The organism is Streptosporangium sp. CA-135522 (assembly GCF_050949235.1).
In the GTDB taxonomy this organism is placed as follows: Bacteria; Actinomycetota; Actinomycetes; order Streptosporangiales; family Streptosporangiaceae; genus Streptosporangium.
Genome location: NZ_CP192026.1, coordinates 496,273 through 511,115, shown reverse-complemented (window position 1 = coordinate 511,115; position 14,843 = coordinate 496,273). Strand labels below are relative to the sequence as shown.

At 69.5% G+C, this 14,843-nt stretch carries 17 protein-coding genes; 5 read left to right on the top strand and 12 right to left on the bottom strand.

What is annotated here, in order from left to right; all coding sequences use genetic code 11:
• Position 1 precedes the first annotated feature (1 nt).
• The 5 genes from ACQPYK_RS02465 to ACQPYK_RS02445 form a co-directional block, all read right to left on the bottom strand.
• Entirely contained in the window at positions 2 to 1,981 is a 1,980-nt protein-coding gene (locus tag ACQPYK_RS02465; protein ID WP_433249491.1) for a histidine kinase, read from the bottom strand.
• A 70-nt stretch (positions 1,982 to 2,051) separates the two neighbouring features.
• The gene (locus ACQPYK_RS02460) at positions 2,052 to 3,071 is read right to left on the bottom strand and encodes a hypothetical protein (protein WP_433249488.1); all 1,020 of its coding nucleotides are present in this window, start codon (positions 3,069 to 3,071) and stop codon (positions 2,052 to 2,054) included.
• Between the two features lie 295 nt (positions 3,072 to 3,366).
• The gene (locus ACQPYK_RS02455; protein WP_433249485.1) at positions 3,367 to 4,092 is read right to left on the bottom strand and encodes a YqjF family protein; all 726 of its coding nucleotides are present in this window, start codon (positions 4,090 to 4,092) and stop codon (positions 3,367 to 3,369) included.
• 302 nt (positions 4,093 to 4,394) lie between these two features.
• A complete protein-coding gene (locus tag ACQPYK_RS02450) occupies positions 4,395 to 4,733 on the bottom strand; it encodes an STAS domain-containing protein (protein ID WP_433249481.1) in 339 nt (112 codons plus the stop codon).
• A 143-nt stretch (positions 4,734 to 4,876) separates the two neighbouring features.
• Positions 4,877 to 5,278 (bottom strand): STAS domain-containing protein, encoded by a 402-nt coding sequence (locus ACQPYK_RS02445; protein ID WP_433249478.1) that lies wholly within the window; start codon positions 5,276 to 5,278, stop codon positions 4,877 to 4,879.
• 290 nt (positions 5,279 to 5,568) lie between these two features.
• Between ACQPYK_RS02445 and ACQPYK_RS02440 the strand changes: the two genes are divergently transcribed.
• Complete coding sequence (locus tag ACQPYK_RS02440) at positions 5,569 to 6,315, top strand: GAF and ANTAR domain-containing protein (RefSeq protein ID WP_433249475.1); 747 nt, start codon at positions 5,569 to 5,571, stop codon at positions 6,313 to 6,315.
• 64 nt (positions 6,316 to 6,379) lie between these two features.
• Here the strand turns inward: ACQPYK_RS02440 and ACQPYK_RS02435 are convergent, their stop codons facing one another.
• A complete protein-coding gene (locus tag ACQPYK_RS02435; RefSeq protein WP_433249472.1) occupies positions 6,380 to 7,300 on the bottom strand; it encodes a dienelactone hydrolase family protein in 921 nt (306 codons plus the stop codon).
• Positions 7,301 to 7,738: 438 nt separating this feature from the next.
• On the opposite strand from ACQPYK_RS02435, the gene ACQPYK_RS02430 reads away from it, so the two are divergent.
• On the top strand, positions 7,739 to 8,227 hold the full coding sequence (locus ACQPYK_RS02430) for an inorganic diphosphatase (protein ID WP_433249469.1): 489 nt from the start codon (positions 7,739 to 7,741) through the stop codon (positions 8,225 to 8,227).
• 88 nt (positions 8,228 to 8,315) lie between these two features.
• Here the strand turns inward: ACQPYK_RS02430 and ACQPYK_RS02425 are convergent, their stop codons facing one another.
• Positions 8,316 to 8,456 (bottom strand): hypothetical protein, encoded by a 141-nt coding sequence (locus tag ACQPYK_RS02425; protein WP_433249466.1) that lies wholly within the window; start codon positions 8,454 to 8,456, stop codon positions 8,316 to 8,318.
• Entirely contained in the window at positions 8,453 to 8,662 is a 210-nt protein-coding gene (locus ACQPYK_RS02420) for a hypothetical protein (RefSeq protein WP_433249463.1), read from the bottom strand. Before ACQPYK_RS02420 ends, ACQPYK_RS02425 begins: the two co-directional genes overlap by 4 nt.
• A 201-nt stretch (positions 8,663 to 8,863) precedes the next feature.
• On the opposite strand from ACQPYK_RS02420, the gene ACQPYK_RS02415 reads away from it, so the two are divergent.
• Complete coding sequence (locus ACQPYK_RS02415; protein WP_433249460.1) at positions 8,864 to 9,268, top strand: nuclear transport factor 2 family protein; 405 nt, start codon at positions 8,864 to 8,866, stop codon at positions 9,266 to 9,268.
• Positions 9,269 to 9,410: 142 nt separating this feature from the next.
• On the opposite strand, the gene ACQPYK_RS02410 is transcribed toward ACQPYK_RS02415, so the two are convergent.
• Complete coding sequence (locus tag ACQPYK_RS02410; RefSeq protein WP_433249457.1) at positions 9,411 to 10,385, bottom strand: hypothetical protein; 975 nt, start codon at positions 10,383 to 10,385, stop codon at positions 9,411 to 9,413.
• Positions 10,386 to 10,430: 45 nt separating this feature from the next.
• Positions 10,431 to 11,024: a PadR family transcriptional regulator gene (locus tag ACQPYK_RS02405; RefSeq protein ID WP_433249454.1), complete on the bottom strand. Its 594-nt coding sequence runs from the start codon at positions 11,022 to 11,024 to the stop codon at positions 10,431 to 10,433.
• 155 nt (positions 11,025 to 11,179) lie between these two features.
• Here ACQPYK_RS02405 and ACQPYK_RS02400 point away from each other — a divergent pair, with 155 nt between their 5' ends.
• Both ACQPYK_RS02400 and ACQPYK_RS02395 read left to right on the top strand, forming a co-directional pair.
• Positions 11,180 to 11,797 carry a type 1 glutamine amidotransferase family protein gene (locus ACQPYK_RS02400; protein ID WP_433249451.1) on the top strand — a complete coding sequence of 206 codons (618 nt, stop codon included), beginning with the start codon at positions 11,180 to 11,182 and terminating at the stop codon, positions 11,795 to 11,797.
• The gene (locus ACQPYK_RS02395) at positions 11,794 to 12,237 is read left to right on the top strand and encodes a MarR family winged helix-turn-helix transcriptional regulator (RefSeq protein WP_433249448.1); all 444 of its coding nucleotides are present in this window, start codon (positions 11,794 to 11,796) and stop codon (positions 12,235 to 12,237) included. Before ACQPYK_RS02400 ends, ACQPYK_RS02395 begins: the two co-directional genes overlap by 4 nt.
• A gap of 313 nt (positions 12,238 to 12,550) precedes the next feature.
• Here ACQPYK_RS02395 and ACQPYK_RS02390 read toward each other — a convergent pair whose 3' ends face one another.
• Entirely contained in the window at positions 12,551 to 13,378 is an 828-nt protein-coding gene (locus ACQPYK_RS02390; protein WP_433249445.1) for an alpha/beta fold hydrolase, read from the bottom strand.
• A 782-nt stretch (positions 13,379 to 14,160) separates the two neighbouring features.
• Positions 14,161 to 14,442 carry a hypothetical protein gene (locus ACQPYK_RS02385; RefSeq protein ID WP_433249442.1) on the bottom strand — a complete coding sequence of 94 codons (282 nt, stop codon included), beginning with the start codon at positions 14,440 to 14,442 and terminating at the stop codon, positions 14,161 to 14,163.
• Between the last annotated feature and the right edge of the window lie 401 nt (positions 14,443 to 14,843).

Sequence of the window (14,843 nt, the reverse complement as noted above, 5' to 3'; positions counted from 1 at the left end):
CCTAGGCGGGAACCCAGGCGAGCGTCGGAACCGTGGCGATCAGCTCGAACCAGTCGTCCTGCCGGGAGACGGCCAGCCGTCCGTCGAGCGCCGCCAGCCGGGTGGTGAGATTGCCGATTCCGGCCGAGTCCCGGCGCCCCTGCGGGGAGCGCACTCCGTCGTTTCGGACGCTCAGCCGTACGGTACCGTCCTGTACGGACGTCGTGATCGTGCACCGGCGGGCCGAGCTGTGCCGCAGGATGTTGGTGACGGCCTCCCTGAGCACGATGCCGAGCGTGGTGTCCACCTCCCTGCCGAGAGTGGAGCGGTCCAGGTCGAGCACGACCTCGATGCCCGTCGCCGCCAGTAGCGAGCGGGCCGACTCCGCCTCCGCGGTCAGTGACAGCTCCCCGTGCTCGCCCGACACCGTCCGCAGGTCCGCCATCGCCCGCTCGGTCATCGTCAGGACGTCGTCGAGCTCCTTGCGCGCCCGCTCGGGGTCGAGCCGACGGGCGAGCTCGCATTTGAGCAGGATCGCCGCCAGGGTGTGCCCGAGGAGGTCGTGCAGGTCGCGAGCGGCACGCAGCCGTTCCTCGACTATGGCCGCGCGTGCCGGGCCGTCCCTCGACTCGTGCAGTTCCCTGGCCAGCCGGGCCAGGGTGAGGAGCCCGTACACGACCAGGCCGCTCACCACCGTGCTGATGGCGTAGTTCACGGTCAGCGGGACCGGCAGGCCGAGCAGCACGGCGGCGATCGCGACGACCGCCACCACCACCGCCACCAGCGGCACGGCCACCGCCCACGAGAAGGCCAGCAGGATCGGCCCCGCCAGGAACCCCGCCACTCCCAGCCAGGCCTGTCCGAACACGGGGATCGGCGCGAACGTCAGCACCGCCATGATCGACAGCGCCACCGGGTGACGCCCCTCGACCGATCGAAGCTGCATGAAGACGATGACGGCCAGCAGCGCGGCCGGCCACAGCGAGCCGGCCAGCAGCAGCGCCTTGACCGAGAACCCCACCAGCATGGTCGCCAGCAACGCCATCGACAGCATGCTGTCGCGGGCGGGCGGGACGGGTGGGTGCGTGGTGGGCAGCGTGGCCGCCACGGTCATCACGGCATCACCGGTGAGCTCGACGGTGAGTGTGCCTCCCGCCGCCTCGACCTGGGCCGGCAGGTCGCCGAGGCTCTCGTCGCCCGCGGTTCGCGCACCGTCGTTGGAGACGCGCAGCCGTACGGTGGCCCCCTCCGTGAAGGTCTCGATGAGGCAGGTGGTGGCCGTGCGCCGCCGCACGATCTCCGTCACGACCTCGCGAAGCACCGCCGCCAGGAGCGCGCCCGCCGGGCCGAGCGGTTCCGCGTGGCCCACGCGCACGTCCACGGCGACGTCCGCGGCGGTCAGCATCGCCTTGGCGGTGGATATCTCGGGAGCCAGGGACATGGCCCGATAGTCCGCCGCCGCGGCCCGGGCATCGGCCAGCGAGCGGCGCGCCGTCTCCACGTCGGGGGTCCCCACCCGCGCGCCGGCGGCGATCGTGGTGAGCGCTCCGCCCAGGCCCGCGCTCAGTTCGGCGGCGATGCGCAACCGTTCCTCGGCCGCCGCCGTCATCGCCAGCGACAGCCTGGCCGCGTTCACCTCATCGATCCGGTCGATCATCCTGGTCAGGCCGTAGACGATCAAAGAGATCAACACCATGCTGATCACCGAGTCGACGGGGCCGAGCAGGGCGGCACTCGCCATCACCACCAGGGCGAGCGGCCACAACGGGGTCAGCAGCAGTGACCCGCCGACGAAGCCGAGGACGCCGACGGAGGAATCGAACAACAGCACCGACCCGTACGCCAGGACGGCCTGGAGTGCGACCAGCCACCGCGAACGCCACCTGACGAAGGCGACCTGCGCCCCGAACACGGCCAATGCCAGGGGAGACCCGGCCACCACGTAGACACTTGCGAAAGCCGCGAACACCACGACAACGATCAGTTTTGCCCGCTTTTGCACCCGTGCAGCCTAGAAGGCGGCTTCTCGCCGCCCGGAGACGGGGACCGGTCTTCACCGGCTCTTCACCGGCTCAGCGAGAACCGGCGGGGGCGGGCGATCCGGCGAACGCCCTGGACGGGGCGGCGGGAACCCGCCGGGCGGAGACGGCCAGGATCACGGCCGCACCTGCCGACACCAGCCCGGCGAGACCGGCCGCGGCCTGGAGCGTCAGCGCGTCGGGGTGGACGAGGGCCTGTCCGCGCTGTGCCTGCCACAGCACCAGCGCGGTGAGCCCCGCGTAGCCGAACGCGGCGACGATCACCAGGGCCGTGCGGGTGGCGGTACCCGCGAGGACGGGGAAGCGGCGAGAGAGCAGGCGCAGACCGATCGCGACCAGCGGCAGCACCTGAAGGGCGTGCAGGCCGACGAAGTGCGCCACCCGCAGGTCGCCCGAGCCCGTTTCCCAGCCGGTGACCGGCATGGCGGCGCCGCCGTCGGGCCCGCCCACACTGTGCGCGCCGATCGTGGCCAGCTCCAGCCCGCTCGCCAGTCCCTGCGCCTGGCCCGGGGTCGGAGCGGTCATCAGGTAGCCGACGGACATGCCGGCGAGCGAGATGACCAGCCCGAGCGGAATCGCCCACGCCATCGCCCGGTCCACCCGGCGCTGCGCCACCAGGAAGATCCCGATCCCGAACGTCAGCAACCAGCCCAGGTATGCGGCGCCGCCCATGACCATGAACATGGTCTCGTCCAGCCCGGTGGAGAAGTTGTAGTGGCTGTGGACGCCGCGTGCCGCCTGGAAGGTGATGACCGAGATCTCCGGTATGACGAACCCGCCCACGGTCACGGTGCCCAGCCACCACAGCGTCCGCCGCCACCGCTCGGTCTGCCCGATCATCCAGGCCAGCGTGATCGCGTACAACCCGAAGGACATCGCGAATTTGAACGGCTTGAGCCACACTCCCTGGCCCAGCAGCGTTCGCTCGTCGACCACGAGCCCCACCGCGCTGACGACGGTCAGCACCGCCATGGCCGCCGCACAGTAACTGAGCGGGCCGTGCCACGAGAACGCGGCCTTCCGAAATTCCCGGCGCTGAAGCAGGGCACCCATGATGACTCCTTCGCATCGACTGAGTACAACCCTGCTGATCGGCGAACGCGCCGACCAGAGACAGGATCACCAGCCCGGCATGACCTCATCACGAACCAGACATCTCGCACGTTCGCCCAGGGAGCGCCGAACAGCGGCAGGCGATCGCCAACGCGCCGCCCGCCCTGAGCCGCCTCGCGGAACTCGGGCAGGACCTGTCGTGAGACGGCACCGGTCGACCTCTTGGACGTGCTCGCTCAGCCTCTCCCCTGCCACACGCCGAGTGCGCCGTCCACGCCACCGGACCCTCCTGGCCCTACGGCCGGCTCCAGTTCCACATCCCCACCCGCACTCGCACCCCCGCAGAGGCGTGCACGATCGGATCGTGGTCCGGAGCGCAGAGACCTCCCGCCTGGACGAGCCCCTGATCGAGGTGGGTCAGCCGGGCGCGCTGCAGCGGCCACGGCCGATGCTCGACCTCGGCGTGGGCCGGCCTGCCCCCGATGACGGTGAACAGCCGATAGCGTTCGGTGAGGAAATCCGTCAGCTCATCCCGCTCGGAGTCGGCCAGCGGTGCGCCCAGCTCCACGCCGACGTCGCATCGGGCGCCGGCAGGTCCTGGCCAGCGGCGCCGGCAGCGGTAGGCGTGCCGGCCGCTCTCGGCCCGCACGGACATGTCGGACCAGTGGTAAGGCAGCCGGTAGCCGGCCCGGGCACCGAGAACAGCGGCAAGGCGCCCGGCGTCCAGCGACAGGAACCACAGGCCGCTGCGCCCCCGCGCGTCCCGTACGTACGTGCGCACGTTCGTCTCGGGAAACCGCGACAGCCACGGCAACACCGGCATGCCGGGCACGCGTACGTCCGTCATCAGGAAGGGCGTCAGGCCGACCCAGGCGGAGCCGTCGAACTCCTCCACCGTGAGCCCGCCGGGGAGCAGCGACTGGACCAGCGCGGAGGGGTAGCGCCAGTGGATGAAGGTCATATGCGACCACCGGTGGTACATCACCGGCTTGGTGACCCGCGGGACCTGTGTCGTTCGCACCCTTCGCCCCTACCCCGGTGAAGACGATTCAGCGCAGCACCCGACGGGTTCACCGGCCGGCCGCGGCGGAACGCGGCCGGTATCGGCACGACGGAATCACCAGGGCGCACCGCGGGAAGGCAGGGCGGCGAGTGGTGGAACACGCCGGACAAAGCTGGATCCACCCGGAAAGGCGCGGGATCCAGCTTTGTCCGGCGAGGCTCGGGGATCCATCGGGCGAGGCCCGGGTGGGGCCCGGGGAGAAGCCCGGGTGGCGCAGGTGAATCCTCCTCCGGAGGGCCGATGTCGATGCACCCGGGTGGCTACCGGTCCATGACCACCATGAGGTCGATGTCGGCGAGGCAGATTCCGGCCGATCTGCTCACCTGAAGAATCCGTTTCAGGGTTCCGTGGGCGTAGGCCAGTCGCAGCCAACCGCCCGCCATGGCCGCGCGGTGGTGGCCTTCCAGCAGGGCCCACACGCCGGCCGAGTCACAGAAGGTCAGGTCGGCGACGTCAGCGACGATGCGAGCACGGCCCTGGCCGATCATCCGGTCGATCACCCGGCGAAGACGGCCGACGGAAAACCGGTCGAGCTCACCGGTCAGCGTGATCACCGAGCAGGCGCGGTGATCGGTGACGGTGATCGACAGCTTGGTCATGCGGACTCCTCTCGCATGGAGGCGGAGACGACGTCCGCGGGCGGAACGCGTGGACAGGCCTTCGAGACGAGGCGGTTCACCGGGTCGTGACCGGCTCCTGTCGTTGTGGCGGGGCCGCCGGCGGTCGGGACGAGGCTCGCAGGTCAGGGAGGTCCGAGGGCGGCCACGGAGGACAACGGCCGGCCGGCCTCCTCGCGCAGGGCTTGGACGACGGTGGCGTACACCCGGATCGGGGAATCGGACAGACTTGTCGGCGGCCGCTGCATCAGGTCTGTCAGCCGCCGCAGCACAGGCGTGGGTTCGGCGAGGACCAGGGCTCCGCCGATGGCGACCAGGATGGTGTGCATGCCGGCCAGCACCCGGAATCCGCACACGTCGCAGAAGCGCAGACGGTCGGCGGCCACGATCAGATGGCGGACGCCCTGGCCGGGCAGCGGCAGCAGCACCGCCTCCAACAGGGCCGCGGTGCTGACGTCGAGCTCGCCGTCGACGGCGACCACGGCCGTGTCCTGCCGCACGCCGGACACGTGTACCGAAAGGTTCATCGAAGGCTCCCGACGGGCCGGTCCGGGCCGTCGGCGGTCGGACGGGCGCTGCGGGAGCGGGTAAGGAGAGATCCGATCGAGAACACGAGGCGCTCACCTCCGCGGGCGTGGCGAAAAGGCGGCCACGTCTCTGGACCTACCCTTACCTATACCCACCGGCGCGGTCTTAGCCACCTTTCCGGCCGTGCGATGCTGGAAGGGTCGCCGGGGGCACTTCGCACCCGTCGTCCAGACGTCTCGTCGCCGGTGGCCGGTGGGGCGCACCCCCAGAAATCACAGGCGATCCGCTCGTGACCTCGCCGTTCACCACCTCCGATCCCGCCTGGCCGGACGGGCTGCTGGGGCTGCTGCTGTCCACCGACACCTTCGAGACCTTCCTGCACGAGCTGACCGCGCTGACCGTCAAGGCGCTGCCCGAGGGCAGCATGTGCGGCATCACCGTCGCCCGCGACTCCAAGGCGGCGACCATCGCCAGCAGCGACGACCTCACCCTGGCCGTCGACCGGATCCAGTACCGCACCGGCGAGGGCCCGTGCCTGGACACCCTGTCCGGCGGCGGCATCCACTACATCACCGACACCTCCGCCGAGCCGCGCTGGCGCGCCTTCTGCACCGAGGCCTTCGCCCACGGGGTGCGCAGCTGCCTGTCGCTGCCGCTGCCGTTGATGGGGTCGGCCGGCATCGTGGGCGGCTACAACCTCTACAACACCCACCCCGACGCCTTCGACGACGACGCCCAGACGCGGATGCGCGCCTTCGCCAGCAACGCCGCCGGCACCGTCGCCCTGGCCCTGCGCATCACCGACCAGTCCCGGGTGAACACCGACCTGCGCAACACCCTGGCCTCGCGCAGCGTCATCGACCAGGCCATCGGCATCATCATGGCCCAGCAGCGCTGTTCCGCCGCTAACGCGTTCGCCCTGCTCAGCCGCGCCTCGCAAAACCGCAACCTCAAAGTCCGCGACCTGGCCGCCGAGATCGTCACCACCGTCGGCGGCCAGGAACCCGACCTCGACACCTTCGAACCCTCCGCGTGAAGGACGGCCCGAAACTCCTCGGCCAGGCCAGATGGCGGCTCGGCTAGGCCAGGTGGCGGCTCGGCTAGGCCAGATGGCGGCCGAACCAGTCGAGGGTGCGCCGGTAGGCCTGGGCGGCGGCGCCGGGGTCGTAACGCTGGCCGGTATCGTTGAAGAAGGCGTGATCGACGCCGGGGAAGGTGACGATCTCGTACGTCAGGCCCGCTCTTTCCAGGGCGGCCTTCGCCCGGTCACGGGTGGCGTTGACCCGGTCGTCCCGCCCGGCGTAGATCGCCAGGACGGCGGCCGTGGAGCCGGAGAAGTCGGCGTTCTCCGGAAGCGGACCGTAGAACGGGACGGCCGCTGACAGGCGCAGCTCGTCCGAGGAGAACAGCAGCCAGACCATGCCGCCGCCGAAGCAGAAGCCGACGGCGCCGAGCTTCTTACCGGGAGCGCGCCGCTGCAACTCGTCCAGGGCGGCCTTCATGTCCGCGGCGAAGCGCTCCCCCGAGATGCCGCCCAGGGCCGCGGTGACCCGCGCCGGATCACCGAAAGAGGCGGTTCCGCCCTCTCTGGACAGCAGGTCGAGGGCGAGCGAGGAGTAGCCGTCGGCCGCCAGGCGTCCGGCCACCGACCGGATGTGGTCGTTGAGCCCGCGGTTCTCGTGGATGACCAGCACCGCGCCCCGCGGGTCCGCAGCCGCCGCCCAGGCGCCCTGGAGGGTGATCCCCTTTTCGGGGCCCGGGAAGGTGACGGCCTCGGTGGCCAGGGGCGACGGGCCGACCGGAGAGGCGGAGGCCGACGGAGTTCCGGTGGAGGTCGCGGGTGTGCCGGTGGAGGTCGCGGCGCTCTCCCGGTCGGCTCCGCAGGCCGCGAGCAGAGCGGTGGCGGCGGGCAGGGCCAGTCCCAGGAGGGTCAGGCGGCGCAACGCCTCACGACGTGGGATGAGCCCGTCGACGTGGTCGAGCGCGACCTCTTCTGCGAGATACCGCTGGAAGGGCGTCATCGCTACACGTTAGAAGGGGACGGCGAAAGCCAGCGTGAACCAGGGTGTCATGCGGTCTTCAAAACTTGTCGATGGCCGGGAAACGCCGGTCACGCCTTCGACCGCCGACCATGTCGTCCGGGCTCCGGTCGCGCCGCGGGCCGGAGCCCGGCCCGGCACCTCGACCTCTCGGCACCTCAGCCACACGACACTTCGGCCACGCGACACTTCGGCCACGCAGGAGGGATGCTTCCCGCTCCTTTGCGGCTCGGGGCGGGCTTGTGAGTCGAACGCCCGACCGGCCTACCATCGAAGAAGCGGCGACGTCCGCTCGGCGGTGGACCTCGCCGTGGTCGTCCGCTCGTGACCGCCTCGCCGTACGGCCGGCGGGTCTCGCTTCTCGAACCAGCAGGACAGTGAGAGCCCGCAGGCTCCACGCGTCGGCCGGAGGGGGATGAGATGCGCTTCGACATCATGGTGGAGACGCCACGGGGTTCGCGCAACAAGTATGAGATGGACCAGGACAAGCAGCGGATCCGGCTGGACCGGCTGCTGTTCACCGCGACCGCCTACCCCTACGACTACGGCTTCATACCCGGCACCCTCGCCGAGGACGACGAACCGTTGGACGTGCTGGTGCTGGGTCAGGCACCGACCTTCCCGGGCTGCGTGATCAGCGTGCGCCCGGTCGCGGTCTTCTGGATGCACGACCAGCAAGGCCCCGACGCCAAGGTGTTGTGCGTCCCCGACGACGATCCCCGGTTCGCCCACGTCCAGGACATCGGCGATGTCGCATCGCACGTGCTCAACGAGATCGGCCACTTCTTCGAGGTCTACAAGGACCTCGAACCGGACAAGAGCAGCGACACCCGTGGCTGGGAGTCCCGGATGAGTGCCGAGGCCCTGGTGCGGAAGGCTCGGCACCGCTTCGCCGCGCTGCCCTTGTGAGGGCCGGGGTCGTCTCCTGGCGCAAGGGACAGGTGACGCCGCTCTCTGACGCCGGGCCGCGGCGTCTCGTGCCGGCCGCGAACCTTCCTCAGGCGGCTCCCGTCAGGCCCCGCAGGGCCAGCCCCAGCCCCACCAACCCGCGCCGCGAGCGCACAGCGCCCTCGCTCCGCTCGGACCGCGCCCGTTCCAGCAGCGCCACCTGGACGCCCAGAGTGTGGGTGACGGTCACGATGGCCCCGACGACGAGGGCGTCGCGGTGATCTCTCGCCAGCCCATCCGGTCGGCGAGAAAGCCGTCGCTGAACGTCACCGTGCCCGGCGTCGCCACGGTGACGAACAGGTGGCACGTCAGACGGCCGGTCACCAGTCCGCCCTGGCCGGGCGCATAGGCGAATCCGGTCCCGGAGAGCCGCCAGGCCATGGTGGCCCCGTTCACCGCCAGCCGCTGCGCGGCGGCGAGATCGGCGCATCGGGTGGCGCCGTACGCGGACCGGTCGGCTCACTGGATCTCGGATCGTCCGCGGACATGTGCGCGCCCCGGCGCCGGACGGTCATCTCAAGGGATGGGACCGGCCAAGCCTGGCCTGCGGTGGTCGGGTGATGTAGCTTTCTACGCTCCCGAGCGAAGGAGTTCACCATGCCCGCGACCGCGCAAGAGATCTTCGAACGTTATGTCTGGGCCGGGATGACCCGCGACGCCGCCGCGCTGGCCGAGATGTTCACCGTCGACGGCGTCTTAGAGGCGCCGCTCGTCCCGGCCGATCACGCCTTCCCGCGGCGGCTGGAGGGACGCACGGAGATCCACCGGGCGATAGCCGCGTACTACGAACGATCGACCGACACCGACCGCAAGGTGAACGTGGCCGAGTCCCGGTACGTGCTGCACGCCACCGCCGACCCCGACGTGTTCATCGCCGAGATCGACACCGCCCTCGACGGAAGCGGCGGGACCACGCGCATGTCGCTGGTACAGATCTTCCGTCTCCGCGACGGGAAGATCGCCCTGCTGCGCGACTATTTCGCGCCCGAACAGATGGATTGAGGAGACACCGGCCGCCCGGACGCCCGACACTCCCGTCCGCGAAAGTCTCAGTCGATGCGCCGCGTCGCCCGGTCGACCGTGGTCACCCGCTTCCGCGGACGGGAGAGAAGGAGAGAAGAGGTCGGGAACGTGCGTCGGGGCCTTATCCGCCGATCTGCTCGATGAGCTTGCGGTAGGTGGTGAAGGCGGGCTTGGGGGTGTAGTCGTCGGTGAGGAGGCCGAACTGGTGGAATATGTCGGGGACGGCGCTGTCGGCGTCACGTAGGGAGAAGTGGGTGTAACCGCTGACGTTGAGCCTGGTACGGCAGGCCGCGATCGCCTGGACGATCGTTTCGAGCACGTGGGCCTGGTGGTCCGGCGTACGCCCCGGTCCGGTGGGCCAGCCGTTCTCGGTGATGTGCAGGGGAGTGGCCTCGTCGATGCCCGCGGGGGTCAGGCACTGGGTGCGGTGGTGGTCGAGCAGGCCGATGACGGCGTCGTGGAGCTGCTCGACGGGGATGGGCTGGAAGACGTCGGGGAAGAAGTCCAGGCCGATGTAGTCGAGGGCGTCTAGGAACCGCCGCCCGCCGGCGCCGGTGATCGAGGCGATGAAACCGGCGGCGGGGCCGAACAACGGCGTGGTGTTGAACCCGACCTTGAGATGGTCCATGCCCTGGCGGCGTGCTTCGTCCTTGGCCGCGACGACACCCTCGATGAGGGCCTCGCTCACCCGAGGATGGCGTCCGTCGTAGGTCGGCAGGTTCGGCTCCTCGGTCACCTGCAGGGTCGCGGTGTGGGCCCCGTGGCGGCGGACCAGGTCACGGACGAAGTCGGTGTATCCGGCGACGTCGCCGCTTCGCGACTGGTACTGGGCGACGAGGTCGAGGACACGCCCGTCGCCGGTGTACTGCTCGACCCGGTCCGGGGCGGGCGCGGAGGCGTCGCCGGGGTCGGCGAAGCCGACGTAGCCGCGCACCAGGAAGGGTCGGCCGTCGGGCTGCAGCAGGGAGAGAGCTTCGATGATCCGGCGCGGGTCGTCGGCGGGGCCCTGGGTGAGGCCGCCGACGTCATCGCCGATCATTCCACCGGGATAGATCCCGAAGACGAAGCCGTCAGGGGTTTCGCTGGACGAGGTCATGCTGGAGTCCCTTCGATGGTCACGGTGTCGTGCCGGTCTGGTGGATCACGGTGTAGTGCCGGTCTCGTGGTCGCCGGGCCATACGAGGGTTCCGGCCCTGATCTGCTCGACGGTGCCCGTCACCCAGTCGAGTTCGCCGCGCGTCATGTGCAACGCGTATTCGGCCTCGATGACGAACAGGCGCGGCACCTGCCCGGATGCCAGCGCCTCGGCAAGGGCCCGCTGGTCGTCGGCGATGACGGCACGGAGCCGATCGGCCCGTTCGAGCAGCGCCGCCTCCGCCCCGCCGGCCCCCAGGGCGCCGAGGTAGGCGACGGCGGTGAGGAAGAGCGGGTACTCACGCCGGGGGTTACGGATCTGCTCGTCGAGCCGCCGGACGAAGGCGTCCCGACCGGCACCGGTCAGCGCGTACACCGTACGGGCCGGTCTGTTCCCCTCCTGGACACGAGAGTGGACCGTGATCCACCCTTCTCCCTCCATAGCGGCCACCACGTCGTAGAGCGATCCCCGGTTGATCCGCACGCTGGCGTCCTTGCCGCGCTCGCGGAGCACGGCGGCCATCTCGTAGGGGTGCATGGGCCGCTCTATCAGCAGGCCCATCACGGTGAGGGCCAAAGGATTGTCCGCGCTGCGCGCCATAGTCGCCTCCTGATATCAGGAATCGACTATAGCGGAGCACCAAAGCTCGTCGAGCGGTACGGCCGGTGCCCCGCGCATGAACACGCCCTCACGGCGACCTCCGGCGGAGGCTCTATGGCTTTGACAACATGTTGTCGTTATGACAATATACTGTCATGAACAAGATCTACCACGCGGTATACGAGACCATGGCGGACTGGGAGACCGGGCACGCCACCGCCCACATCAGGAACGGCCAGTACCACAGGGAGCCTGGCCGCTATGAGCTCGTCACCGTCGGCCTCACGACCGAACCGATCACCACCATGGGCGGCCTGCGCGTCACCCCTGACATCTCGATCGACTCGATCAAGGATGCGGCGATGCTCATCCTGCCCGGTGCCGCACTCTGGGACGAAGGTGACGAGCTCGCCCCCTTCGCCCGCAAGGCTCGCGAGCTGCTGAAAGCGGGCGTGCCGGTCGCGGCCATCTGCGGCGCGACGGCCGGACTGGCTCGCGAAGGGGTTTTCGACACTCGTGGCCACACCAGCGCCGCGCTGCCGTACCTGCAGATGCAGCAGGGGTACGGCGGCACGGAGCACTACGTCGAAGCGCTTGCCGTGACCGACGGAGACCTCATCACGAGCACGCCCACCGCACCGGTCGACTTCGCCCGCGAGATTTTCGCCAAGCTGGATCTGTACACCCCGGAGGTGCTGGACGCCTGGTATCGGCTGTTCGCGCACAGCGACGCCTCGGCTTTCGAAGCACTGATGGCACCATCGAGCCCATGAGTGAGACAGGAGATCTGCTGTCGGAGGCCGCGCTCACCGTCTACCGCCTCAACGGGCAGTTCCTCGGTGTCGGCGACATGCTCGCCAAGCCGGTGGGGATGACCGTCGCCTGGTGGCAGGTGCTGAGCGCGGTCCTCGACCACCCCATGTCCGTGGCCGAGATCGCTCGGCTACGCGGGCTCACCAGGCAGGGTGTGCAGCGGGTCGCCGATCTGCTGGTGGATCAAGGCCTGGCCGGGTACGAGCCCAATCCCGCCCATCGCAGAGCCAAGCTACTGCGGCCCACCGCGAAGGGCGTGGCTGCGGTAGAACGGATCGACCCCGACCTGGAGGCACTGGCGAACCGGGTGGTGGACGAACTCGGCCTCGACGGCCTGAAGCAGATCATCGAGGCGCTCAAGCAGCTCTCTGCCGCCCTCGACCAGGTCACTGGTCGGTGAGCGTCGCGTTCCCCCTCGCCGTCGCCGACGCGATCTACGTCGGCTCGGGCGGCTACGGGCTGTTCAAGTAGCTCACCCCCGCCGCCGACGGAACCGGAAGGTCGCCGGACGGACCGCCTCGTGCCGGCTTCGTACGGCCGGCAGGAATGCCGTGGCGGCTCGGATGATGACGACCGGCCACGACCCGGGTCGAATGTCACGGCCGACGACCGTTTTCAGGGAATGCCGACCGGGCATACGCCGATCCGGCCGGGAACCTCGGGGACGAGGTTCCCGGCCGGATGCCGTGCCGAGCGTCGCGGTGCTCCTCTCATCAGGGCTTGAAGTAGTCCACCAGCACGGGGGCCAGGGCCTTCATCGACACGTTGTGGTTCTGCCCCTCCAGCGCACGATGCCGCGCGTTCGGCACCACCCCCGCCACCTCCCGCGCCGCCTGCCGCAACACCACCGGACTCTTCTCCCCCGCGATCACCAACGTCGGCACCGCCACCGACGCCATCTGCTCCACCGGCAACGAGTAATCCCCCATCACCGCCGCGTCATACGGCAACGTGTTGGCCACCGCCTTCAACCGCGACCACATCGGCAGCAACCGCATCACCGCCACGAACACCCCCGGCACCCCGAACACCTTGCTCATGAAGTACTTCGCCGCCTCCCCCCGCCGACCCGCCGCCACCAACTCCTCCAACCGCTCCCGATGATCCGCCGGCGGCCGATGCCCCTGCTCCCCCACCATGAACGGCGGCTCGTACAACGCCAACCTGCCGATGGGAAGCCCATGCGCCGCCGCCTTCAACGCCAGCACCGCCCCCGACGACAACCCCCACACCGACGCCGACCCCCCGGCCTCCCGAATCAACGCCTCGATGTCCTCGATCTCCCGCTCCACCGCGTACGACGCGCTGTCGCCGCTGTCACCCCGCCCCCGCCGGTCATAGTTGAACACCGTGAAATGCTGCGACAACAGCTCCGTCAGCTCCACCAGCCCCGGAAACGCCCGGTAACTGAACGCCCCACCCACCAAAATCAGCGCCGGCCCCCGGCCCACCCGGTCATAGGCGATGGCCGTGCCGTCCTTGGAAAGGACCTTGCTCATGGTGGGGGTGCTGCTGCTGTTGCTCGACGTCACCTTGGTCATGGAATTCTCCTTGTCATCGTGTGCGCGGTCCGGGATGGACATGCGTCGCGCTCTACCGGCCGGGCACGCGGGCTTCAACGCGTGATGGCTTCGAGTAGTCCGGCATGGGTCACCGGGGAATCCGGCGTGGATCACGAGAAAACGGGCCGATGTCATGGTCGGCAGGTAGGGCCTGCCCGTCCTTCCGGACGGCCGTCAGGTCTGATGGTGGGAAATGGACAGGGTGGACTGGGCTGTTGGTTCGGGACGGGTCGGGTGATCGGATGGTCGGGTCGTATTGGTCCGGGTGGTCGGGTCGGTTCGGTCCAGGTAGTCGGGTCGGTTCAGGTGGTCGGGTCGAACTGGGCGGGTCGGTTCAGGTGGTCGGGTCGGACTGGTCGGGTCGGTTCGGGTAGTCGGGTCGGTTCCTTTCCGTTCCACGGCGGCGCAGGCCGGTGGAAGCGTCGTGTGCGGGTGCGCCTCGCGGTGGCGCGAAGTGTGCAGGTGCGCCTCGCGATGGCGCGGAGTGAGTGGGCAGATCTGCCGTGTCGGAGTGCCGTGGGTGTCGAGCACGGGTGGCGGCGGTGTCGAGAGCCGCGGTCGTCGTGGCGCGGATCCTTGCGCCGGTCGTGTCCTCATCCGGTCGGGCCGGAGGACGACGTCTTCAATCTTCCATGTCTGATGTCTTTACGTCATTTCCGGAAATATGATCGCCCTGTCGTCCTCCTTTTTCTTACAATTTTCTATGGTTTCAAAAGGATTTATCGCATCAATTGAGGGGCTCATTTCGCCGAGTGCCCCGTTCAGTCCCAGGTGGTACCGGCGGTCGTGGCGGTGGAGTCCCAGGTGGTCCCGTCGGTGGAGTCCCACGTGGTGCCGTCCGTGGAGTCCCAGGTGGTGCCGGTGGTGGAGTCCCAGGTGGTACCGGTGGTCGCCGTGAGGGCGGCGACGTGGGCCTGGTCGCCGGCGGAGGAGAAGGCGGTGTAGCCGCCGACGGCGACGGCGCAGGCGATCACGCTGGAGACGAAAGCGGTGGAAATCCTGGCGGCGGTGGAGCGGACCGGGGCGGTGGCGGAGTTCGTCATTTTCAATCCCTTTTCCCTGGGGCCGTGTATTTGTCCTCGCACAAACAACTTTGCGCTATGCACAGCCCGGGAACCAGGGAAATCAAAGTCAGCAAGTTGCCCGCCGATGACCACTTCCTGTCAGGCACACGCTGGACAGGAATGCGTCCTCTGCCCGGAGAGAGGCGTCCCGAACCACCCCGACCTGCGACGATACGCCGCGGAGCCCGCGGTGCAGGAAACTGCCACCGCCACGGAGAGCGCGTTTCTCCTGGTCAGGAGGGTGTGCCGGGTCGCAGCGGGAGGGTGCCGTGCTGGCCGGGCTCAGCTGCCACGATCTCGGGATCACGTGCCGGCGCGCCGGCGGCCGACCGCGTCGTCAACGCCGTCGCCGCCCATGCCATCCGGCAAGATCTCGCCTT